This window comes from Novosphingobium sp. BL-S-19 (assembly GCF_055521675.1).
The window spans coordinates 3,172,296-3,193,324 of record NZ_CM145498.1 but is presented as its reverse complement, the minus strand read 5'-3'; the positions used below and the strand labels follow the sequence as shown (position 1 = coordinate 3,193,324).

Sequence of the window (21,029 nt, the reverse complement as noted above, 5' to 3'; positions counted from 1 at the left end):
GCCGATCAGAGGATATGATACGCAATGGATCAAAAGTTAGCCAGCGGCAAATCGGCTTGTGCGGGTGGCATCGGTGGTACCGTCATGCCTGCGCCGGTGATCCGTTTTTGTCCCCGGCTGCAAGAACTTGTGGCCTTCGCACGCGCAGTATGATTGCCTCTCGGGACTTTGCTGCTATCGCTGCGCGCGTGCGAAATGTTGGAGCATCGAACTTGAGGCGCCTGCCCCTGGCCGTTTCCTTAGCCCTGTCGTGCGCGCTTGCGGCGTGCACGGGCCAGGAAGCGCCGGCCGCGCAACTGCCGGCCGCGCCGGAGCCTGCGGTAGAGGCGCCTGCTGACGGCGATTGGTGGAAGAATGCCAGCGACCCGCTGCTGGCCGATCTGATCGCGCGCGGCATTGCCGCCGACCACGATCTGGCTTGCCGCGCCGCGCGGTTGAATGCGCAGATGCAGGAAGATGCCTCCGCCGATCGCCGCCTGACCGGAAAGATGCGCAAGCTGGTGGGCGCCGATCAGGGGCTCTCGCGCGCGGCAGCGCTGCGGGCGGACTCCTATGCCTATGCTCAGGCCCGCGCCGACCGCGCGGCCACCGTGGCGCTGGCCTATGTCGAAGTGCGGCGGCTGCAGAAAGTGCTGGTCCTGCGTACCGAGCGGCTGGACCAGTTCCGCGACAATGCCGCGATTGCCGAATTCCGCCGTCAGGCCGGGCTCGTCACGGCGATAGACGGCGGCATCGGCAGCAGCATGGCCGGCGTCGCCGATGCCGATCTGGCCGCGACGCGCGCCCGTTTCGATCGCGCGCGCGCCGAACTGGCGCGCATGACCGGGATGGAAGACGCCGCCCTGCTTTCCCTGCTGGGTGAGACCGGCGACGTGCCGGATCTGGGCCGCGATCCACCGGGCGTTGCCGATGAGGGGCCGCTTCACCGGGCGGACCTGCTGGCGCTGCGCTATCGCCTGCTGGCCCGGATCGAGCAGGAGAAGATGACCCAGGCCGATATCGATGCGGCGGAGGCGAAACCGGCGGATCCGGCCACGCCGCCACTGCTACGCGAAGGTCTGACCGAACTGGACAAGGCCGAACTGGACGCGCGGGCAGAGATCGGCCGCACGCGTCAGGCGCTCGTCGCGCTCGATACGCGCGAACCGGCGCTGGCGCAGAGTGCGGAACGTTCGCGCCGGGCGGTGCAGGATGCGCGCTCCGCCTATCGCGCCGGCATGGGCGATTTCGCGACGCTCTATGTGTCGGAGGCATCGGCGCTTTCGGTCGAGGAAGCGCGGCTGGGCCTGCGTGCCGAACGCGCGTCGGGCATGATCCGCCTGCATCTCCAGCGCGGCGATGGCTGGTCGGCCGCCGACCTTGCGCCAGCGGCGGGAGATGCCAGCTGTGACTGAGAGCGATGAGGTCGCCCTCGACAGTTTTCTGGGTTTCGGCGCCCGGCGCGGGCGCACGCACCTCTTGCGCATCGCCCTGCTGGCGGCTGCGGTGGTGGCGCTGATCCTGCTGCTGGTGCGCTTTCTGGGCGGCAGCGATACGCCCTACTACACCGCGCTGGTGGAGCAGGGGAGCATTACCCCGCTGCTGTCCGAACGCGGCACGGTGCATGGCAGCGGCGAAGTGGCGCTGGCCGCCGCGCTGGACGGCACCGTGACGGCGGAGGGCGTTCCGGCGGGCGGCAAAGTGGAGAAGGGTCAGGTCCTTGCCACCATCGATGCCGAACCGCTGCGCAGCACACTTACTGCCGACCGCGCACTGGTGGCCGCGGCCGAGGCGGATCTTGCTGCCGCACGCGGCGCGCGGGATGAGGCGACGGCGAAGCTTGCCCGGTTCGAGGATGTGTGGCGCCGGTCCGGCCACCGCGTGCCCGCGATCAACGAACTGGAAGCCGCACGCGCCGCAGCGGAACGCACCTCGCGCGAAGTTGCCGCCGCGCAGGCGCGGGTTTCAGCCGCGCGCAGCAGCCTGAAGGCGGACAGCGAGAAACTGGCCGCCGCCGTGGTGACCGCGCCCTTTGCCGGCTATGTGGTCGAACGCAATATCCGCACCGGGCAGCGCGTGCGCGTGGGCATGAAGCTGTTCACACTGGCCGCCAGCGGCGAGACGCTGGAGATCGAGATTCCGCTGGCCCGTGCAGGCAATGCCGGGCTGGAGGCAGGCACCGTGGCGCAAGTGCGGCTGGATGCCATGCCGGACGAAGCGCAGCAGGCCACGCTGGCCCGCATCCTGACCGACCGCGCCGACGCGCCCGGATCGCGCCGCGCTGTCTTCACGCTGGAAAACCCCACCGAGGCGATCCGCCCGGGCATGGGGGCGACAGTGGAAGTGGCTCTGCCGGAACGGAAAAACGTGCTGCTGGTGCCAGACGCGGCGCTGACTTTCGAGCCGGGTAGCCCGGGGGCCGGCAATGGTGAGGCTCGTCCGGGGGGCAACTCGACTGGTCGCAATCAGCCGCGCATCTATCTCGTCTCGGGCGACGGAGAGCCGCGCCGCGTCTATGTTTCGGCCGGCGCTGGCGACGGCAAGCGCACGGAAGTCTTCGCCAACGACCTTCGGCCCGGTGCCGAAGTCATCGTTGGATGGCGCAACCAGCCGCAGAAGCCATGAAACCCTACGGACCACGTCGGCACCAGCCGGTCATGGCCCGTTCATTCGCATTTGCATAATGTCTCCGACATTCGGGCCGCGCGTCCGGAATCGGATTGAACTGGAAGAAGGACCCTTACGACGCACTGCAGCGCAACTTTGCGATCGCCGGTGCGTATAGAGCCCATGACACGAAGCAACATGAGGGAAACGGGCCCGCAGACGGGCAACCCGGTCGCTGCCGAGCGCGGCTCCGCACTAGGCCGCCGCGAATTTTCGGCCATGCTGGCCTCGATAGCCGGGATTTTCGCGATTCCGCGTCTGGCGGAAGCTGCGGTGGCAGCGGGCCGCGCCCCAAATCTCGGGCCGAATTTCGGACCTTCGCAGCCATTTTCTTGGGATAATCTGGTCAACAATGCCCAGAGTGCGGCGGCGCGTCCGTGGGCGGCACCGGCGGCCTCTGCCCATGCTGCGGCAGACTTCGACACGGCGGTGAAGCTGACTTACGGCAACGCGCAGTCGCTGGCCGGCGATGTGCGCCTGTTCCCCACCAGCCGCGGCGTCGCGCCGCAGGCCGTGAAGATCCACCTCGTCGAAAATGGCGCAGCCCGCCAGCTGATCGACACGAGGGGTTTCTTCGTCGGCAACAACCGCGCCGATCCGGCGGGTTTTCGGGTGATGACGGCCGACCAGCATTCGGACTGGCTGGCGTTTCTGGGTGCGTCCTACTTCCGCGCATCCGGTTCGCGCGATCAATACGGGCTTTCGGCGCGCGGTGTCTCGATCGACACGGCCATGCCCAAGGCAGAGGAATTTCCTGCCTTCACAGAGTTCTGGATAGAGAAGCTGGGGCCGGAACGGGTGCGCATCCACGCCGCCCTTGATGGGCCTAGCGTGACCGGCGCTTATGCGTTCGACTGCACGCACGGTGTTTCAGGCGGCAAGCAGGCCGTCACCCAGGACGTGCGCGCCAGCCTGTTCCTGCGCCGCGATGTCGAGCGGCTGGGCTTGGCGCCGATCACCAGCATGTTCTGGTACGACCAGTCCGACCCCGCCAAGCGCGGTGACTGGCGCCCGGAAATCCACGATTCCGACGGTCTTGCCATCCACGCCGGCAATGGTGAGCGGATGTGGGTGCCGCTGAGCAATCCGCATCTCACCCGCACCAACGCCATGCGGGCGGACGGTGTGAAGGGCTTCGGCCTGTTGCAGCGCGATCAGCGCTTCGATCACTATCAGGACGACGGGGCGTTCTACGACCGTCGCCCCTCGCTCTGGGTGGAGCCGCAGGGAGATTGGGGCAAGGGCGCCGTCATGCTCTATCAGATGACCACCAATACCGAGACGGTCGACAATATCGCGGCCTTCTGGCTTTCGGACGAGGCGGCCAAGGCCGGGCAGCGGCGCGATCTGGCCTACAAGCTGACCTGGACGTCCGACGATCCCAGCCAGACCGCCTCCGCCCGCTGCGTCGATTCGTGGCAGGGCGCGGCGGGCAAGCCGGGGGACAGCAATGTCCCGAAGGACGCGCGCAAGTTCGTGTTCGATTTCGAAGGCCCCGCGCTGAAGGGGCTGACCCGCGACAGCGGCGTTACCGCCGTGACCGGGCTGCCCGCCGCTGCCGTGGTGGCATCGGCCGCCTATCCGGTGGTGGGCGAGCAGAACCGCTGGCGCGTCACGCTGGACTTGCGCCCATCGGCCATGCCGTCTCCCGAAGTCAGGGTCTACCTATCTCGCGGAGGACAGGCGCTTAGTGAGACCGTGATTCAGGGAGTGCAGGCATGAATCGCAAGCTTTCCCCGCTTCCGCCGGAAGCGCCGCTGGCGATGCCGGTGCAGGACCTTTACGGCATCGCGCCCGGCTCCATCGCCGTGCGCACCAGCCCCCACGGGATGCAGGTGAAGCGCCTGCTGCTGCTGGTGGTCACCGCCGTGATCGCGCTGGCCGCGTCGAGCGAGGTGCGCTTCGCATTGTCCCGCGATGGACTGAGCGTGCTGGATGTGGTGCTGCTGCTGTTCTTCGTGCCGCTGTTCGCGTGGATCTCGTTCGGCTTCGTCACCTCGGCAATCGGTTTTCTGCAGCTGATCACCGGCAAGCACCCCGGCTTTACCGCCGTGCCCAGCCCGGCCTCTTCGCTGCGCCATCGCACTGCGGTGCTGATGCCGGTCTACAACGAGAGCGTGGAAGCCACCTTCGGCCGCGTGCGCGCTATGGCTGCATCCATCGCGGCGTCGGGCGGCGCCGAGTGGATCGACTTCTTCGTGCTCAGCGATTCCAACGCCTTCCACGGCAAGCGCGAGGAAGCGGCCTGGCGCGAAGTGGCCGCCGAAGCGCCGATCAACGTCTATTACCGCCGGCGTGAGAAGAACATCGCGCGCAAGCCTGGCAACATCGCCGAATGGGTGCAGCGCTTCGGCGCGGCTTACGAGAACATGCTGATCCTTGACGCCGACTCGCTGATGAGCGGCGATGCCATCATCGGCATGGCGGCAATCATGGAGGAACGTCCCTCCATCGGCCTGCTCCAGACCGTACCGATGATCATCAATGCGCAGACGCTGTTCCAGCGCTGGATGCGTTTCGCCAGCGAGGCTTACGGGCCGATTGCTTCGGCTGGACTGCTCTGGTGGTCGGGCGCGGAGGCGAACTTCTGGGGCCACAACGCCATCGTGCGCACGCGTGCCTTTGCCGAGTCCTGCGGTCTGCCCGAACTGCCGGGCAAGCCGCCGTTCGGCGGGCACATCCTCAGCCACGACATGTTCGAATCCGCGCTGCTGCGGCGCCGGGGCTGGGCCGTCCACATGGTGATGATCGACGGCAGCTATGAGGAATTTCCGCCCACCATCGTCGATCACGCGATCCGCGACCGGCGCTGGATGCAGGGCAATCTCCAGCATTTGCGCCTGCTCGATGCATCGGGCCTGCACTGGACCAGCCGCCTGCATTTGCTGATCGGTGCCTCGGCCTATCTGACCTCGCCGGGCTGGCTGCTGCTGTTGATCACCGCGATCGCGCAGGCGGCCATGGCGCGGGGCGGACAGGGCTTCGTGGGGGCGACCCCGCCAAGCGTTTTGGGGCTGACCGTGCTGCTGCTGTTCGGCCCCAAGGCGATGGGTACGCTCTGGGTGCTGGCCGACCAGACCCGCCGCCGCGCGTTCGGCGGCTGGGGCGGCGCGTTGCGTTCGGTCGCGCTGGAGGTGCCGCTGGCCATCCTGCTGGCGCCGGTGACCATGGTCATGCAGGTGAAGGCGCTGTTCGGGCTGGCGCTGGGCATTCCCGTGCACTGGAACACGCAAGACCGCGACGCCCGGCGCATTGGCGTGCGGGAGGTTCTGCCGGACCTGAAGGAACACATCGCGCTGGGTCTGGCCTTCGCCGCGACGGTGTTCATCGATCCGATGACGGCGCTGTGGCTTTCGCCGCTGACGCTGGGCTTGCTTGCCTCGCCCTGGCTGATCAGCCTGACCTCACGCGCGACCGTGGGTTCGCAGGCAGAGGCGGGCGGCTTCTTCACCGTGCCCGCGCCGACGATCGTTGCCGCTGACGAGCACCGTCTGCTCAACGACGACGAGGCCGACGACGCTCCGCTGGCGATTGGGTGAGCTGGCTGACTTACGCACCCTGACCTAAACTCTTCGTCCCCGCGTAGGCGGGGACCCCGCTTTTTCTTGCGGTGTAGCGAAAAGGTTAGCGGGGCCCCCGCTTACGCGGGGGCGACGGAGTGTTGCTGGAGGATGTTGGGCCTAGGCGCTCGCCTCCGCCAGCCGCGCGGGCAGTGCGGCGCGCAGATGTGCCACCAGCGCGCCGACTTTGGGTGAGAGATGCCGGCGCTGCGGATAGACCGCCCAGATCGGCTCCTCTTCCGGCGCCAGTTCCGCCAGAACCGGCTCCAGCCGTCCCGCCGCGACGTGGTCGCCAAGGTAGAAGGCGGGCAATTGGCATAGGCCCATGCCCGCCAGCGCAGCTTCCAGCAGGGCATTGCCGCTGTTGCAGCGCCAGCGGCCTTGCGGGCGGAAGGTCTTGCCCCCGATGAAATGCCACTGCGCTGCCGAACCGACGAGGCATTCGTGGTGCCGAAGGTCCGCCAGATCCTGCGGCCGCCCATGCGCGTCCAGGTACGCGGGCGAGGCCAGCGTCACCAGCGCGCGGCTCGCCACGCGCGTCGCCACCAGCCGGCTATCGTCGAGATGTCCGGTGCGGATCGCCAGATCGTACCCCGCCGCGATCAGGTCCACGAGCGCGTTGTCGAGGTCCAGCGTGACCGAAATCGCCGGATAGGCCTGCGACAGTTCGCGCACCAGCGGCGCCACGAACTTCTCGCCGAGCGCGTAGGAACAGGTAACGCGCAAGTGTCCGCGCGGCTCGCCTTGCGAGGTGATGGCGGCAATCGCCTCGTCCCGTTCCTCGATCAGGCGGCGGCAGGTTTCGAGGAAGATCTGGCCGGTTTCCGTCAGCCGCAGGGTCCGCGTCGTGCGCAGCATCAGCTGGACCTGCAGCCGCGTTTCCAGTCGCGCCAGCGCCCGGCTCATATGTGTGACGCTGGCCCCATAGGCCTCTGCTGCCAGCGTGAAGCTGCCGTGGCGCGCCACCATCACGAACTCCTCGATCCCGTCCCACTGGCCGAGCATCATTTTCCCCATATGGTGATAATACTTTTCAGAACGGGCGCTTTATCACAGAACTCGCCGGTCCTACAAAGCGCGCCAGCAGTTCAAGGAGCATACCCAATGAAGACCCGCGCCGCCGTTGCCTTCGAGGCGAAGAAGCCGCTCGAAATCGTCGAACTCGATCTTGAAGGCCCCAAGGCGGGCGAAGTCCTGGTCGAGATCATGGCCACCGGCATCTGCCACACCGATGCCTACACGCTGGACGGTTTCGACAGCGAAGGCATCTTCCCTTCGGTGCTCGGCCACGAAGGCGCGGGCATCGTGCGCGAAGTGGGCGCGGGCGTCACCTCGGTGGTGCCGGGCGACCATGTGATCCCGCTCTACACCCCGGAATGCCGCCAGTGTAAGTCGTGCCTTTCGGGCAAGACCAACCTCTGCACCGCGATCCGCGCCACGCAGGGCAAGGGCCTGATGCCGGACGGCACCACGCGCTTTTCCTACAAGGGCCAGCCGATCTACCACTACATGGGCTGCTCGACCTTCTCGAACTTCACCGTTCTGCCCGAGATCGCCGTCGCCAAGATCCGTGAAGACGCGCCGTTCCAGTCCTCGTGCTACATCGGTTGCGGCGTCACCACCGGCGTCGGCGCGGTCATCAACACTGCCAAGGTGCAAGTGGGTGACAACGTGGTGGTCTTCGGCCTCGGCGGCATCGGCCTCAACGTGATCCAGGGCGCGCGCCTTGCCGGGGCGAACAAGATCATCGGCGTGGACATCAACCCGGACCGTGAGGAATGGGGCCGCCGCTTCGGCATGACCGACTTCCTCAACACCAAGGGCATGAGCCGCGAGGACATCGTGGCGAAGATCGTGCTGATGACTGACGGCGGCGCGGACTATACTTTCGACGCCACCGGCAATACCGAAGTGATGCGTACCGCTCTGGAAGCCTGCCATCGCGGCTGGGGCACCTCGATCATCATCGGCGTGGCCGAAGCGGGCAAGACCATCGAGACGCGCCCGTTCCAGCTCGTGACGGGCCGCAACTGGCGCGGCACCGCGTTCGGCGGCGCCAAGGGCCGTACCGATGTGCCGAAGATCGTCGACATGTACATGACCGGCAAGATCGAGATCGACCCGATGATCACCCACGTCATGGGTCTGGAAGAGATCAACACTGCGTTCGACCTGATGCATGAGGGCAAGTCGATCCGTTCGGTCGTCGTCTACTGATGGAGACGGTCTCCACCAACCGGGCTTTCGGCGGGGTGCAGGGTGTCTACACCCACGCCTCCGCCGAAACCGGCACACCGATGACCTTTTCGGTCTTCGTGCCGGATCATGCTCCGGGCACGAAGCTGCCGGTGCTGTGGTATCTCTCGGGCCTGACCTGCACCCACGCCAATGTCACCGAAAAGGGTGAGTTCCGCCGCGCCTGCGCCGAGCATGGCGTGATCTTCGTCGCGCCGGATACAAGCCCGCGCGGCGACGATGTGCCGGACGACGAAGGCTACGACTTCGGCAAGGGCGCGGGCTTCTACGTCGATGCGACGCAGGAACCGTGGAGTGCGAACTTCCGCATGCGCTCCTACATCGAGACCGAGCTTCCCGCCGTGATCGCCGAGCACTTCCCCGCCGACATGGCGCGGCAGGGCATTACCGGCCACTCGATGGGCGGCCACGGCGCGCTGACGATCGCGCTGCGCGATCCCAGCCGGTTCCGCTCGGTCAGCGCCTTTGCGCCGATCGTATCGCCGCTGAACTGCCCCTGGGGCGAGAAGGCACTGACGGGCTACATCGGTGCGGACCGCTCGGCATGGCGTGAGTACGACGCCTGCGCGCTGATCGAGGACGGCGCGCGCCTGCCGGACCTGCTGGTGGATCAGGGCACGGCGGACGGCTTCCTCGAAGGCCAGCTCAAGACGCATCTGCTGGAAGAGGCTTGCGCCAAGGCCGGTCAACCTGCGACGATCCGGATGCAGGAGGGTTACGACCACTCCTACTACTTCATCTCCAGCTTCATGGCGGACCATGTGGGCTGGCATGCGGAGAGGCTGAAGGCATGAGCGCACACGACAGCATCGCCCTGATCGCGAACTACTACGACGCATTCAATCGCCGCGACGCGGAGGCGATGCTGGCGTTGTTGGCGGAGAATGTCGTCCACGAACCTAGTCAGGGGCAGCCGCGTCATGGCAAGGCGGCCTTTGCCGAGTTCATCGCGCATATGAACCGCTGCTATCGCGAACATGTGCACGAGCCGGTCGTGCTGGCCACGCCGGATGGTTCGCATGCCTCGGCCGAGTTCCGGCTGACCGGCGAATATATCGAGACGGACGATGGACTGCCGGCGGCTTCGGGGCAGGCCTATGCCTTGCGGGTGGGGGCGTTCTTCGATGTCGATCAAGGGCTGATCGCGCGGGTTTCGAACCACTACAACCTTGCCGACTGGATCGCGCAAGTGGAGCGGGGGTGAGCGCTGTAAACCAAGGCGATTTTGAAGGGCTCTTTTCAAGCAGAACCCGTCGCCCCCGCGAAGGCGGGGGCCCCGCTTTTCTTTGCGACGGTGGCGCGAAGGAAGAAGGAAGCGGGATCCCCGCCTTCGCGGGGATGACGCGTTTGTTTTGGCGAATGAGGGTTTGCCGAACTGGCACCCAACTCCTCCCCTGCAAGGGGAGGGGGACCGCCCGAAGGGTGGTGGAGGGGTGATATGCTCTCGGTCGCGCGCGACTGGGCCGGTTACACCCCTCCGTCAGCCCTGACGGGCTGCCACCTCCCCTTACAGGGGAGGATCTGGGTACCCTCTACCGCACGAAATCGTACTTGATTGACGCCTGGATTCGGCTCGCATTGCGCGAGGAACCGTCCTGTCGCTCCAGCCGGCCCCACAGGCCTTCCAGCCCCACCGAGAACGAGGTAGCCGGCGCCCAGATCACGTTCGCCGCGCCGTATTCGCTGCTGGAGAAGTCATCCGCTGCCAACAACCCACCGTCGCGGATGCCGAGCGCGCCGAACACGAAGTTGGAGCGCACTTTGTCCGTCCAGTAATGCGTATAGGCACCGAAGCCGCCGATGTGTTCGATCAGCCGTAGCGACCCGTCGGCACGCAGCGCGGCGTCGAGGCCGTAGCCATTGATGTCGTTGACGTAGTGCGTCGCGCCTTTGCCCCAGGTGCCGCCCAGCGCGATCGAATCCTGCCCGAAAGTCGTGAGCGAGCCGGAGGCGGAAAGCGCGAAGCCGGTGGCGTCCGCGCCGTTGCGCTCACCCTCGGCCGGGTCCGATACGCGGTAGCCGATGCGGCGGACCACGCCGCCCAGCTGCAGGTGGCCCTTGGCATCCTCGTACCGGGCGACCAGCACCACATCGGGAATGGTTTCCGCCGTGCTCTGGTTGTCGGCCAGCGTCAGGTCGGAATCGGGCTGCTCCAGCGAGAGCGTGAGGTGGGTGTTGGTGGCCACCTTGAACGACTGGCGCACCGATGCCGTGCGCAGGAACACCGCGCCGCCGGGGCCCCAGTTGTCCAGCGTATCGGGCAGGGCATCGGCATCGACCAGCGCCGAATAGCCGAAGCCGCCGTAGGTATTGCCCACCTGCCCATAGGCATGGTTGAGGTGGAACTGATAGCTGGATCCGTCGCCGTAGAAGTCGTTCTCGACATAGAAACGCAGGTTGCCCAGTGCGGACGGGCGGCGCACTTCCAGACTGAAGCGGGTGGCGCGGGCGCTGACGTCGGCGCGGTTGCGGCCGTGCGTGTCGAAGGGGATTTCGGGGACGGCGAACTCGTCCCGGTCGCCGCCGGCGGTCTTCGGATCGTAGATCAGGTCCACTTTGGCGAAGCCGCCGATGCGCACGGCGGTTTCGGTGCCGGGGATCGGGATGAAGCCCTTGAGGTCGGGGTCGTTCGGCGGGCTCTGGTTGTTGGGGCGCGAGGCGCCGGTAATGCGGTCGCCAATGGTGTCGCGGCCCGGCAGGGGGGAGGCAGTGACGCCAAGGTTGTTGGCGGCGCTGGCGACTTGCGCACTGTCGAGATGGGCCGGTGGTGCGGGCGGTGTTTCGAGCGGGGCGGCGGGCGTGCGGTCGGATGCGGTGATGGTGCCGGGAGCGGTGGCTGCGGCGGCGGGTGCGGAGACTGCCGCAGGGGCAGCTTGCGCCGGGGACGTGCCCGTTTGCTTCATCGCCGCAATCTCGGCCTTCAGCGCCTCTACCGTGGCCCTGAGGTCGGCCACTTCGCCGCGCAGTGCGGCGACGTCCTGCGCGTTATCCTGCGCCTTTGCAGGCAGGGCGGCGGTCGCAGAGACTGCCGCGCAGGCCAGAGCAAGGCTCCGGCCGGAAGAGTGGATCATGCATTACCCCCTTCATCAGACAGGGCGCACGAGCATCCTCGCTTCGGGGCCGTAGCCCTTGGCGGGATCGAGCAGCCCGTCGCCGAGCAGGCCGAAGCCCTGCTTTTCCCAGAAGCCGTGGGCGTCCCCAACGGCGATCAGCACCACGCGGGAAAGCCCGCGCGCCTTGGCCTCGTCCACCGCGATCCGCACCGCCTCGCCCGCAAAACCCCGCCCGCGCGTGGAGGCGCCAAGGGCGAGGTCGTGCAGGAAATAGCAGTCGAACGGTTCGGCAAGGCCGGCCATCGGCGTGTCTATCACCGGCGGCCGATCCTGCCGGCCGGGGTGGGAGACGAGGTAGCCGGCAACCTTTCCGTCATCCCCTTCCAGCACGTGGCAGCCGGAAGGGTAATGCCGGAAGCAGGCGGCGAAGACTTGCGCGTTCTCGGGGTAATCGAGGTGGACGATGTCCGCCACGTCCGCCACGTGAGCCACGTCGTCTTCGCGCATTTCCCGCCAGTGCATCGTCTTGCCGTTCCTTTAGTTCGCGCCTGCCCCCAGTTCGTACCAGACGGCGCCATCTGCTGCGCGGTCTCCCCGGCCTCCGCCGGCGCCTGTTCGCGCGAGTGGAGGTCGAGATCGTTGTGCCGGCCGACCGATAGCCAGAACATCACGATCAGGGCAACGACAGTGACGACGAGCGCCAGGTAGCGCACCCAGACCGGGGCCACGCCGCCGGGGTGGATGTGCTTCTCCTCAAGATCGCGCTTGCGGGTGATGGAGGCGGAATAGAACACGATGGTGGCGATCACGAAGATCAGCGACCAGCGCGTCTGCTCGCCATCCGAACCGACCAGCGCGATCATGCAGTAGACCGCACCGGCAAGGCCCGCCGCTACGAAGAAGGTGTATTGGCCGTGCGGCATCTTGCCGTAGCCCAGCACCTTAATCGCGATGCAGGAGTAAATGTAGGGCAGCAGTGTCATGATGACGGCGATCGAGGCGATCTTGCCGAATTGCTGGCTGGCCGTGGGCGACATCGTGGCGAGCACTTGCACGCTCATGATGACGGCCACGATCACCAGGCCGAGCGAGGGCACGCCGCGCTTGTTCACTTTGGCGAAAATGCCGGGGAACAGCCCGTCGTCCGCCGCCGCCTTGGCCGACTGGCCGACCAGCAGGGTCCATCCCGCCAGCGAGCCGAGGCAGCCCACCGCCGCGCAGAGCGCCACGGTGCTGCCGGCAAAGTCGCCGAGGGCAAGGCGCGCTGCGTCCGCGAACGGCGCGGAGGAGGCGATCAGTTCCTTGTTGGGGATCATGCCCATGATCACCGAGGAACTGAGCACATAGGCCACCGAAGCCAGCACCACACCGCCCACGGTCGCGATCGGCACGTTGCGGGAGGGGTTGGCGACGACGCCGGCCGAAACCGAGGCACTCTCCACGCCGATGAAGGCCCAGAGCGTGAAAGTCAGCGTGGCCATCACCGCGTTCGGGCTGGACTGGCCCGAGACGTTCCAGGCGGACGAGAAGATCTCCGGCTTGAACCAGAACCAGCCGAACAGCGCCATGCCGAAGATCGGCACCAGCGCGAACACCGTGGTGAAGCTCTGGAGCCGCCCGACGACCTTGGGGCCGAGGATATTGGCATAGGCGAAGAACCAGATGATCGCGATCGATCCGAAGGCCATGACGATCGGGATCTTCAGCGCCGGGAAGAAGTGCGAGAGATAGCCCAGCCCCGCGACGGCCAGCGCCACGTTGCCGACCACGTTGGCCAGCCAGTAGATCAGGTTGGTCTGGTACCCCATGTAGTCGCCATAGGCCTTGCGGGCATAGGCGTAGGGCCCGCCTGCCGCCGGATCGATGGCGGACAGCTTGGCGAAAACCAGCGCCAGCGCAACGGCGCCCACCACGGTCAGAAGCCAGCCGATCAGCGCGATGGAGCCGATGGCCGAAAGGTTGGCGGGCAGCATGAACACGCCCGATCCCATCATGTTGCCCGCCACCATCAAGGTGGCGGGAACGAGTCCGATCTTGCCGCTGTCGTCGGCCGCTGCTGTTGCCATCACCGGTCTCCCTTTACGACTTCTTGGCTGAGTTCTTGACCACCAGGACGTTGTAGACGCCGTCCTCCGCCTCCACCCCGTGGGTATCGTGGCCGAACCCGGGGAAGCGCAGGTCGAAATGCTCCAGCGCGCGCAAGTAACCGATCAGCGCGCCCTTGGCGGGGCCGGCGTTCTCGCCCGGCATCAGCAGCGGAATACCCGGCGGATAGGGCACGATGCCGGTGGCCAGCGTGCGCCCGGCCAGGCCGTCCAGCGTCACCTTCTCGATATTGCCGCGCACCAGTTCCTCGTAGGCGGAAACCGGGCTCATGTCGGGGGTGGGCAGGATGCCGAAGGCTTCGGACATGGTGGCGGTGGTCTTGAGGTCACCCATTGCCGCGAACATCAGGTCCGCCAGTTCGCGCAGGCCCATGCCGGAATAACGCTCCGGATAGTCGGCCACGAGCGAAGGGATCGTGCGTTCCAGCGAGACGTTGGCGTCGTAGTCCTGGCGGAAGTCCAGCAGGGCGTTGACCAGCGTGCCCCACTTGCCCTTGGTCACGCCCAGCGAGAACAGGAACAGCACGGTGAAGTCCGTGGTCTTCTCCACCACGATCCCCCGAGCACCGAGGTAGGCGGTCAGGATGCTGGCCGGAATGCCAACGGCACGCAGCGAACCGTCCGGGTCCATGCCGGGCGTCAGCACCGAAACCTTGATCGGATCGAGCATGCAATAGCCCGGCTCGATATCGCCGAAGCCATGCCATTCGGCGTTGGGCACCAGCTGCCAGCAGGTGGGATCGGTGGCCAGATGCTCGGGATCGCATTCGTGGAACGGCACCGTACGGCCGCGCGCGTCATGCACTTCGTCGGGCTGCCAGATGTCGAAGAACCAGGCGTTGTCGTCCGCGCTTTCGGCATTGAGGCGGGCGATCATCTGGCGGAAAGCCACCGCCTCGCGGATCGACACATCGGTCAGATGCTCGCCCGAAGAGTCCATCATCGCTGCAGATACATCGTTGGACGCGATGATCGGATAGCAGGGCGAGGTGGAGGCATGCATCATGAACGCCTCGTTGAAGCGGGCATGATCGATCGGATTGCGGCCGTCGCGCACGTGGATCATCGAGGCTTGCGACAGTGCGGCGAGCAGCTTGTGCGTCGATTGCGTGGCGAAGACCGATGGCTTCGACTTGTCGCGCGTTTCCGGATCGCCGTGCATGCCGAAGCGTTCGCGGTAGATCGGGTTGAAGCGGGCATAGCCGTACCACGCCTCGTCGAAATGCAGGCGGTCCACAGTGTCGCCCAGCAGTTCCTCGACACGGGCGACGTTGTAGCAGAGGCCGTCGTAAGTCGAATTGGTGATCACCGCGTGGACGGGCTTGGCCCCCTCCGGTGCCAGCGGATTGTCGGCCACCAGCAGGCGGAGGTGCGCGGGCGTCAGATGCTCGGGCGGGATCGGGCCGATGATGCCCAGCGCATTGCGCTTGGGCATCAGGTAGCACGGGATCGCGCCCGAAAGCGTCATCGCGTGCTCGACCGACTTGTGGCAGTTGCGGTCGCACAGCGCCACCTGATCGCGGGTGACCGAGGCCATCAGGATCACGCGGTTCGATGTGGAGGAACCGTTGGTGACGTAATAGGTGCGGTCCGCCCCGAAGACGCCCGCCGCATAACGTTCACCCGCGCCGATCGGCCCTGAGTGGTCGAGCAGCGAGCCGAGATCGCCGACCGAGATCGACAGGTCCGACCGGAACAGGCTTTCCCCGAAGAATTCGAAGAAGGCGCGGCCGGCGGGGGAGGTGAGGAAGGCGGTGCCGCCGGTATGGCCGGGGGTGTGCCAGGAATATTCGTACGTCTGCGCGAACTTCACCAGCGCGCCGAACATCGGCGGCAGCACGGTGGAGCGATAGCGCTCGATCGCGGCGCGGATGCGGCCGCCGATGAAATCGGTGGTGTCTTCCAGCAGCCAGACGAAATCGTCCGCCTTGGTCATCGCGTCCACCGGGATTACCGATGCGGCCGAGCGGTCGGCCAGCAGGAAGATCGGCACATCGGCATTGAATTCGCGCATGGCGTCCAGCACGCGGTGCGCCTCCGCATGGTTTTCATCGGTGCCCAGGTCCCAGTCGAGCAGCAGGCACTGGATCGAGGGATCGGTGGAGACGACGGCCACCGCATCCTCCACATGGTCCGAGACGATCACCTCGATCTCGCGGCGGTCCAGTTCCTCCACCAGCGCGGTCAGCGCGCGGCCGGGGGCGGAAACATCCTCGAAATCCTCGCGCACCAGCAGCGCGCGCATGGCCAGCCTCAGGCTCGAACGTGATACCATTGGATTGGGCTCCTCAATCTTGCGATCCGGGCCTTCGGGAATGATGAGGGCGAACGATTACGATGCACGGGCACGACAAGGCGCGCTCGACACCCTCCGGATCGAAGAATTTAAACAGTATTGTGTGAAAACGTCATCGTGCATTCGCCAAGTAGCGATTGCCTATTGAAGTCCATCTGTTCGGAGACGTGTCAAAGTCGGGCACCTCCATGCGTTCGCGATACTTCGCGATTCGGTTCCCCCAACCACCGGCGGAACATTGAACGAAATGTCTTTCGGTTCAAGGGGAAATGTGCAAACCATTGCCTAGAACATTCTCCGGTGGAATAGGATGGTCGCCTCGGGAATTCGTAATCGAACCGTCATTGTTGGGGCAGGACTACTTTCGCTTCTGGCGATGAACCCTTCCGAACTACATGCGCAGAACGCGGATGGAGCGGGTGCTGTTGGGCAGGATGCTTCGGTTAATTTTGATCCCAATTATCCCAATGCTGCTGCACTCAGTTTCGATGCAGCGCGGCGGCGGCTCGATCAGGTCTCTTCGGCGCTCGGTGCAGCGTCGGACGATGTGAAGGCGGCCGAATCCATGGCCCATTCGCTGAAGGCGCTGAACCGGCCGCTGGTCTCCACTTCGGTCTCGGTGATCACCTATCAGAAGACGCTGTCGGTCGACCTCACCGGCCAGAAGGACAGCTTCAGCAATTCCGCCAACGAGTACCTGAGCGGCCTGCCCGGCCAGTTTCCGGCAGAGTTCGCCGGCATCGTCGAACAGGTGACGGGCCGGGTCAGTCAGGCGCTACCGGGGCTGCTCTCCGCGATCCCGGACGAACTGGACTATACCGCGCGCCAGACGGTGATCCGCCCGAACGTAACGGCGGTGATGCCGCTCTATTCGGGCGGGGCGATCCCGGCGATCCAGCACGGCGCGGAGGCAGGCGCGGAACTGGCGCGGGCCAAGCAGGCGGGCGCGCAGGACCTGTCGCAAGTGCGGCTGGTGCAGGCCTATTTCGGGCAGCAACTGGCCGCCGCGCTGCTCACCTCCGCCACGCAGACGCGCGATGCCTTCGACACGCATCTGTCGAACGCGCAGGCGCTGTTCCGCGAAGGGGTGATCCCGCGATCGCGCGTGCTGGAAGTGCAAGTGGCGCGCGATGCCGCCCAGCGCGCGGTCGAACGCGCGACGATGGAGCAGGCGAACGCGGCGGACACGCTGGCCCGTCTGCTCGACGCTTCAGGGGGCGTGCAGCCGACGACGCCGCTGTTCGTGAACCGCAATCCGCTTGAACCGCTGCCGGGCTTCCTCGCCAGCGCCACCTCCGAAGGCCAGCCGCAGATGCGCGTGGCCGCCGCCGCCGAACATCTCGCCGATTCCGGCGTGGACCTAGCCAAGTCGCGGATGCGGCCGCAGGCCTATGCTTTCGGATCGTACAACTTCAACCGCAGCGATGCGATCCCGATCGACCCGGACTGGATCGCGGGGGTGGGCGTGCGCTTCACCCTGCTTTCCAACATCGACCGCAAGGACACGCTGGACGCCGCCCGCGCCCGCCAGCGCTCCGCCGCGCAATCGGCGGACGACACCAAGAAGACCATCGAGATCGAGACCAGCCGCGCGTACAATCTGGTCGAAACCGCGCGGCGGTCATTCCTGCTGCTGGACAGCAATATCAAGGCGGCTGAGGAGAACCTGCGCGTCCACGAAGTGGGCTTTCGCGAGGGGGAGGATACCGCCAGCCAGTTGATCGACGCACGCACGGCGCTGTCCGTCGCGCAGACGCAGCGGATCGCCACGGCTTACGAATATGTGATTGCGCTCAGTGCCTTGCTGGTCGCCAGCAATCGCGGCACCGACTTTCCCGCCTATGTCCTCCGCCCCGACAGGATAACCGCTCCATGACCGAAGACGCTGGCGAGCTGGCGCGCACATCGCCCGTGAAGAGCCGCCTGCTGGTCGGCGGGCTGGTGCTGCTGGGCGTGGTGCTGGCACTGGGCCTCTGGGTCGCGGCAAGGCCCGCGCCGGAACAGTTGCAGGGCATGGTCGATGCGGACGAAGTGAACGTTGCCACCAAGGCGCTGGCGCGGGTGGATACGCTGCTGGCGGAAGAGGGCGATCCGATCCGCAAGGGCACCATGATGGCCACGCTCTCCAGCCCGGAGATCGATGGCGGCAGACAGCAGGCCGAAGGCGCGCTGAAAGGGGCGGAGGCCATGCGCGATCTGGCCGACAACGGGCTGCGCAAGGAAGACGTCGCTTCGCTGAAGGCGGTGTGGCAGGCGGCGCAAGCGGGCGCGGATCTGGCTGCCGTTACCGCGCGGCGGGCGGACAGCCTCTATGCCGAAGGTGTGATCGCCGCCCAGCGCCGGGACGAGGCCCATGCCGCCCGCGATGCCAGCGCGAAACAGGCCGAAGCGGCGAAGCTTCAGTATCTGAAGGCCCAGTCCGGTGCGCGGGTGGAGGAAAAGGCCGCCGCCGCCGCGCAAGTGCAGGTGGCGCAGGGCGGCGTTTCCATCGCCGATGCCCTGACCACCGAAAAGCGCCTTGTCGCCCCCATCGACGGTGAAGTGACGCGCAAGCTGGCCGAGCCGGGCGAGATCGTCGGCCCCGCCGTGCCGGTGTTCCAGATCATCGACGTGGCCCACCCGTGGGTCTCGCTGAACTTGCGCGAAGACCAGTTCCACGGCCTCGCCAAGGGCAAGGTGATGAAGGGCACGGTGCCGGCGCTGGGTGGCAAGACTGCCTCGTTCCGCGTCAGCTACATCAGCCCGCAAGGCGATTTCGCCACATGGCGGGCGACGCGGCAAAGTTCCGGCTTCGACGTGCGCAGTTTCGAAATCCGCCTGCGCCCCACTGCGCCGGTGGAGGGGCTGCGGCCGGGCATGAGCGTGCTGTTCGACTGGCCCCAATAATGGGCTTCATCGCTGCCCTGCGGCGTGAGCTTGCGCATCTGGCGCGCGACCGTTGGGATCTTGGCATGCTCACGCTGTTCCCGGCTTGCGCGATCACGATAGTCGCCGCCATGCTGATCGCCGCCGTGCCGCGCGGACTGCCGGTGGCGGTGCTGGACCAGAGCAACGGCAGCGTCAGCCGCGCGATCGTCCGCGCCGTGTCCGCCTCGCCCGCCGTGACCATCGCCGCGCGCCCCACATCGATGGCGGAGGCGGAAAGGCTGGCGCGCGCCGGGCAGGTCTGGGCGATTCTGGCGATCCCAGATGGCGTCGACAAGGGCCTCACGCGCGTCGACACCCCCGCGATCCAGATCTTCTACAACGCCTCCTTCCTCACCATCGGCGGCAGCGCTGAATCTGCGCTTCAGTCGGCGGTGAGCGCGGTGCTGGCGGAAAAGGGGCTGGACGCCTTGCGCGCGCGCGGGCTGCCGGCGATCCGCATCACGCCGCCCGCCGTGCAGGCGACCGTGCTGTTCAACCCGCAGACCAGCTTCGAATGGTACTTGCAGGCACTGATACAGCCCGCCGTGCTGCACCTCCTGACCGCCTGCGTGGTGGTGATGGCGATGGGGCGGGAGCTTCAGGGCAAATCGCTTGCCACATGGAAGCGGGAAACGAGGGGAGGGCTCGCGGCGCTGCTGGGCAAGCTGACGCCCTACCTCACCGCGCTGACGTTCTGGGGGGCGGTCTGGCTGATCTGGCTCTGCGGCGTGCGCGGGTGGACGATGAATGGCAGCCTGCTGCTGACCCTGTTCGCGCAAGCCCTGCTGTTCGCGGGCACGGCGGCGATCTCGCTGCTGCTGGTGATCGGCGTGCGCAAGGCCAGCTTCGCCTTCTCCGCCAGCGCGCTCTATGCCGGATCGGCGCTGGCCTATTCGGGTGGCACGCTGCCGCTGGATGGCGGCTCCGGTTTTGCCCGCAACTGGAGTGCGGCGCTGCCCTTCACGCACTACCTGCGGTTGCAGATGGACCAGTTCCTCGGCGCGCCGCTCTCGGTCGCGCTGCCGCAACTGGGTGTGCTGTCGCTCTATCTCGTGGTGCCGTTGGCGCTGGTCCTGCTGCTGCTTCGGCGGCCGGAGGTGGCAGCGTGACGTTTGGGCAGGGATTCCTCGGCGTGTTCCGCGAGGTCATTTCCACTTTCGCGCTGGCCTCGATCATCGTGCTCGCGGTGGTGCTCTACGGCTTCTATTACCCCGCGCCCTATGCCCACCAGACCGCCACGCAATTGCCCGTCGTGCTGGTGGATGAGGAGAACTCCACGCTCACCCGCGCGCTGGCGCGCAAGCTGTCCGACACCCGCGAAGTCCGCATCGTTGCGGAGGTCCAGTCCACCGACGAGGCGGAGCGCATGGTGCGACACCGTGAGGCGGATGGCATCCTGATCGTCTCGAAAGGCTTTACCCGCAGCCTGCTGACCGGCGCGCCCGGCGGCGGCATCGGCATATTCGTCAACGGCACCTACCTGATCCGCGCGCGCGATATCGGCAGCGGCGTGCAGGCGGCGATCATGGCGGTGGCGATGGAGCAACTGGGCCCCGTGGCGCAGGGCCTGCACTTGCGCGCGCCGGTGGAAGTGGTGGAGCGCCCGCTGTTCAACACGCGAGAGGGCTATGCCGATTACGTGTTCCCGGCGGTGGCGGCGATCATCCTGCAACAGACGCTGCTGTTCGGCACCGCCATGCTTGCCGCCGACCGCCGCAAACGGGGGGAGAGGCACTGGTCCGCGCCGGGCTTCCTGGGCACATGGAGCGGGCTGGCGCTGATCGGCTGCTTCGGCGCGACGTTCTACTTCGGCTGGATCTTCTGGTTTCAGGACGTGCCGAGGGCGGGCAACCTTGCCGGACTGGCACTGGCCGTGCCGCTGTTCGCCTTCGCGGTGACGGGGCTGGGCCTGATGCTGGGCAGCGTGTTCGACAGTGCCGAGCGCGCGCTTCAGGTGTTGATCCCCACCTCGATCGTGCTGTTCTTTCTGGCGGGGGCGGCCTGGCCGCTATCCTCGATGCCGCGCTGGGTTTCCGCGCTGGCGCACTTGTCGCCCGCGACATGCGGCGCGCAGGCCTTTGTGCGCCTGAACGAGATGGGTGCGCCCTTGCGCGATGTCGTGGGATATCTCGCCGGACTTGCGGCTTTGGCCGCGATCTACGGCGCGATCGCCGCGCGGCGCTTGTGTGCGCCGCGCGGCGAATAG

Annotated in this window: 16 protein-coding genes; 11 read left to right on the top strand and 5 right to left on the bottom strand. The window is 66.6% G+C overall.

The genetic code is table 11. From position 1 onward, the window contains the following. Positions 1–212: 212 nt before the first annotated feature. From ACZ1JV_RS23330 to mdoH, 4 genes are all read left to right on the top strand, one after another. Positions 213–1,394, top strand: coding sequence for a TolC family protein (locus tag ACZ1JV_RS23330; protein WP_465150724.1), 1,182 nt, complete (start codon positions 213–215; stop codon positions 1,392–1,394). Next, positions 1,387–2,604 carry an efflux RND transporter periplasmic adaptor subunit gene (locus ACZ1JV_RS23325; RefSeq protein WP_465150723.1) on the top strand — a complete coding sequence of 406 codons (1,218 nt, stop codon included), beginning with the start codon at positions 1,387–1,389 and terminating at the stop codon, positions 2,602–2,604. The genes ACZ1JV_RS23330 and ACZ1JV_RS23325 overlap by 8 nt, the downstream gene beginning before the upstream one ends. A 180-nt stretch (positions 2,605–2,784) precedes the next feature. Further along, on the top strand, positions 2,785–4,368 hold the full coding sequence (locus tag ACZ1JV_RS23320; RefSeq protein WP_465150722.1) for an OpgD/OpgG family glucan biosynthesis protein: 1,584 nt from the start codon (positions 2,785–2,787) through the stop codon (positions 4,366–4,368). After that, entirely contained in the window at positions 4,365–6,185 is a 1,821-nt protein-coding gene (gene mdoH, locus ACZ1JV_RS23315; RefSeq protein ID WP_465150721.1) for a glucans biosynthesis glucosyltransferase MdoH, read from the top strand. Before ACZ1JV_RS23320 ends, mdoH begins: the two co-directional genes overlap by 4 nt. A gap of 141 nt (positions 6,186–6,326) precedes the next feature. On the opposite strand, the gene ACZ1JV_RS23310 is transcribed toward mdoH, so the two are convergent. Beyond that, on the bottom strand, positions 6,327–7,214 hold the full coding sequence (locus tag ACZ1JV_RS23310) for a LysR substrate-binding domain-containing protein (RefSeq protein ID WP_465150720.1): 888 nt from the start codon (positions 7,212–7,214) through the stop codon (positions 6,327–6,329). Between the two features lie 96 nt (positions 7,215–7,310). Between ACZ1JV_RS23310 and ACZ1JV_RS23305 the strand changes: the two genes are divergently transcribed. From ACZ1JV_RS23305 to ACZ1JV_RS23295, 3 genes are read left to right on the top strand one after another with little or no spacing between them, the layout of a single operon-like run. After that, on the top strand, positions 7,311–8,423 hold the full coding sequence (locus ACZ1JV_RS23305; protein ID WP_465150719.1) for an S-(hydroxymethyl)glutathione dehydrogenase/class III alcohol dehydrogenase: 1,113 nt from the start codon (positions 7,311–7,313) through the stop codon (positions 8,421–8,423). Beyond that, entirely contained in the window at positions 8,423–9,256 is an 834-nt protein-coding gene (gene fghA / locus ACZ1JV_RS23300; protein ID WP_465150718.1) for an S-formylglutathione hydrolase, read from the top strand. Before ACZ1JV_RS23305 ends, fghA begins: the two co-directional genes overlap by 1 nt. Continuing rightward, positions 9,253–9,666 carry a ketosteroid isomerase-related protein gene (locus ACZ1JV_RS23295; RefSeq protein ID WP_465150717.1) on the top strand — a complete coding sequence of 138 codons (414 nt, stop codon included), beginning with the start codon at positions 9,253–9,255 and terminating at the stop codon, positions 9,664–9,666. The genes fghA and ACZ1JV_RS23295 overlap by 4 nt, the downstream gene beginning before the upstream one ends. A 328-nt stretch (positions 9,667–9,994) precedes the next feature. Here ACZ1JV_RS23295 and ACZ1JV_RS23290 read toward each other — a convergent pair whose 3' ends face one another. From ACZ1JV_RS23290 to ACZ1JV_RS23275, 4 genes are read right to left on the bottom strand one after another with little or no spacing between them, the layout of a single operon-like run. Continuing rightward, on the bottom strand, positions 9,995–11,533 hold the full coding sequence (locus tag ACZ1JV_RS23290) for a DcaP family trimeric outer membrane transporter (RefSeq protein ID WP_465150716.1): 1,539 nt from the start codon (positions 11,531–11,533) through the stop codon (positions 9,995–9,997). A 15-nt stretch (positions 11,534–11,548) separates the two neighbouring features. Further along, a complete protein-coding gene (locus ACZ1JV_RS23285; RefSeq protein WP_465150715.1) occupies positions 11,549–11,905 on the bottom strand; it encodes a GNAT family N-acetyltransferase in 357 nt (118 codons plus the stop codon). Beyond that, on the bottom strand, positions 11,830–13,581 hold the full coding sequence (gene adiC / locus ACZ1JV_RS23280; protein WP_465150714.1) for an arginine/agmatine antiporter: 1,752 nt from the start codon (positions 13,579–13,581) through the stop codon (positions 11,830–11,832). Before adiC ends, ACZ1JV_RS23285 begins: the two co-directional genes overlap by 76 nt. Positions 13,582–13,594: 13 nt before the next feature. Beyond that, positions 13,595–15,895: an Orn/Lys/Arg family decarboxylase gene (locus ACZ1JV_RS23275; RefSeq protein ID WP_465150713.1), complete on the bottom strand. Its 2,301-nt coding sequence runs from the start codon at positions 15,893–15,895 to the stop codon at positions 13,595–13,597. Between the two features lie 397 nt (positions 15,896–16,292). Here ACZ1JV_RS23275 and ACZ1JV_RS23270 point away from each other — a divergent pair, with 397 nt between their 5' ends. From ACZ1JV_RS23270 to ACZ1JV_RS23255, 4 genes are read left to right on the top strand one after another with little or no spacing between them, the layout of a single operon-like run. Continuing rightward, the gene (locus ACZ1JV_RS23270; protein WP_465150712.1) at positions 16,293–17,792 is read left to right on the top strand and encodes a TolC family protein; all 1,500 of its coding nucleotides are present in this window, start codon (positions 16,293–16,295) and stop codon (positions 17,790–17,792) included. Continuing rightward, entirely contained in the window at positions 17,789–18,802 is a 1,014-nt protein-coding gene (locus ACZ1JV_RS23265; RefSeq protein ID WP_465150711.1) for an HlyD family secretion protein, read from the top strand. The genes ACZ1JV_RS23270 and ACZ1JV_RS23265 overlap by 4 nt, the downstream gene beginning before the upstream one ends. Next, complete coding sequence (locus ACZ1JV_RS23260) at positions 18,802–19,932, top strand: ABC transporter permease (protein WP_465150710.1); 1,131 nt, start codon at positions 18,802–18,804, stop codon at positions 19,930–19,932. The genes ACZ1JV_RS23265 and ACZ1JV_RS23260 overlap by 1 nt, the downstream gene beginning before the upstream one ends. After that, positions 19,929–21,029: an ABC transporter permease gene (locus tag ACZ1JV_RS23255; RefSeq protein ID WP_465150709.1), complete on the top strand. Its 1,101-nt coding sequence runs from the start codon at positions 19,929–19,931 to the stop codon at positions 21,027–21,029. Before ACZ1JV_RS23260 ends, ACZ1JV_RS23255 begins: the two co-directional genes overlap by 4 nt.

Excerpts from the sequence above, each read along its gene's own strand:
- ACZ1JV_RS23320 (WP_465150722.1), top strand. The coding sequence starts at position 2,785 with ATGAGGGAAACGGGCCCGCAGACGGGCAACCCGGTCGCTGCCGAGCGC.
- mdoH (WP_465150721.1), top strand. The coding sequence starts at position 4,365 with ATGAATCGCAAGCTTTCCCCGCTTCCGCCGGAAGCGCCGCTGGCGATG.
- ACZ1JV_RS23310 (WP_465150720.1), bottom strand. The coding sequence starts at position 7,214 with ATGATGCTCGGCCAGTGGGACGGGATCGAGGAGTTCGTGATGGTGGCG.
- ACZ1JV_RS23305 (WP_465150719.1), top strand. The coding sequence starts at position 7,311 with ATGAAGACCCGCGCCGCCGTTGCCTTCGAGGCGAAGAAGCCGCTCGAA.
- fghA (WP_465150718.1), top strand. The coding sequence starts at position 8,423 with ATGGAGACGGTCTCCACCAACCGGGCTTTCGGCGGGGTGCAGGGTGTC.
- ACZ1JV_RS23295 (WP_465150717.1), top strand. The coding sequence starts at position 9,253 with ATGAGCGCACACGACAGCATCGCCCTGATCGCGAACTACTACGACGCA.
- ACZ1JV_RS23290 (WP_465150716.1), bottom strand. The coding sequence starts at position 11,533 with ATGATCCACTCTTCCGGCCGGAGCCTTGCTCTGGCCTGCGCGGCAGTC.
- adiC (WP_465150714.1), bottom strand. The coding sequence starts at position 13,581 with ATGGCAACAGCAGCGGCCGACGACAGCGGCAAGATCGGACTCGTTCCC.
- ACZ1JV_RS23275 (WP_465150713.1), bottom strand. The coding sequence starts at position 15,895 with ATGGTATCACGTTCGAGCCTGAGGCTGGCCATGCGCGCGCTGCTGGTG.
- ACZ1JV_RS23270 (WP_465150712.1), top strand. The coding sequence starts at position 16,293 with ATGAACCCTTCCGAACTACATGCGCAGAACGCGGATGGAGCGGGTGCT.
- ACZ1JV_RS23265 (WP_465150711.1), top strand. The coding sequence starts at position 17,789 with ATGACCGAAGACGCTGGCGAGCTGGCGCGCACATCGCCCGTGAAGAGC.
- ACZ1JV_RS23260 (WP_465150710.1), top strand. The coding sequence starts at position 18,802 with ATGGGCTTCATCGCTGCCCTGCGGCGTGAGCTTGCGCATCTGGCGCGC.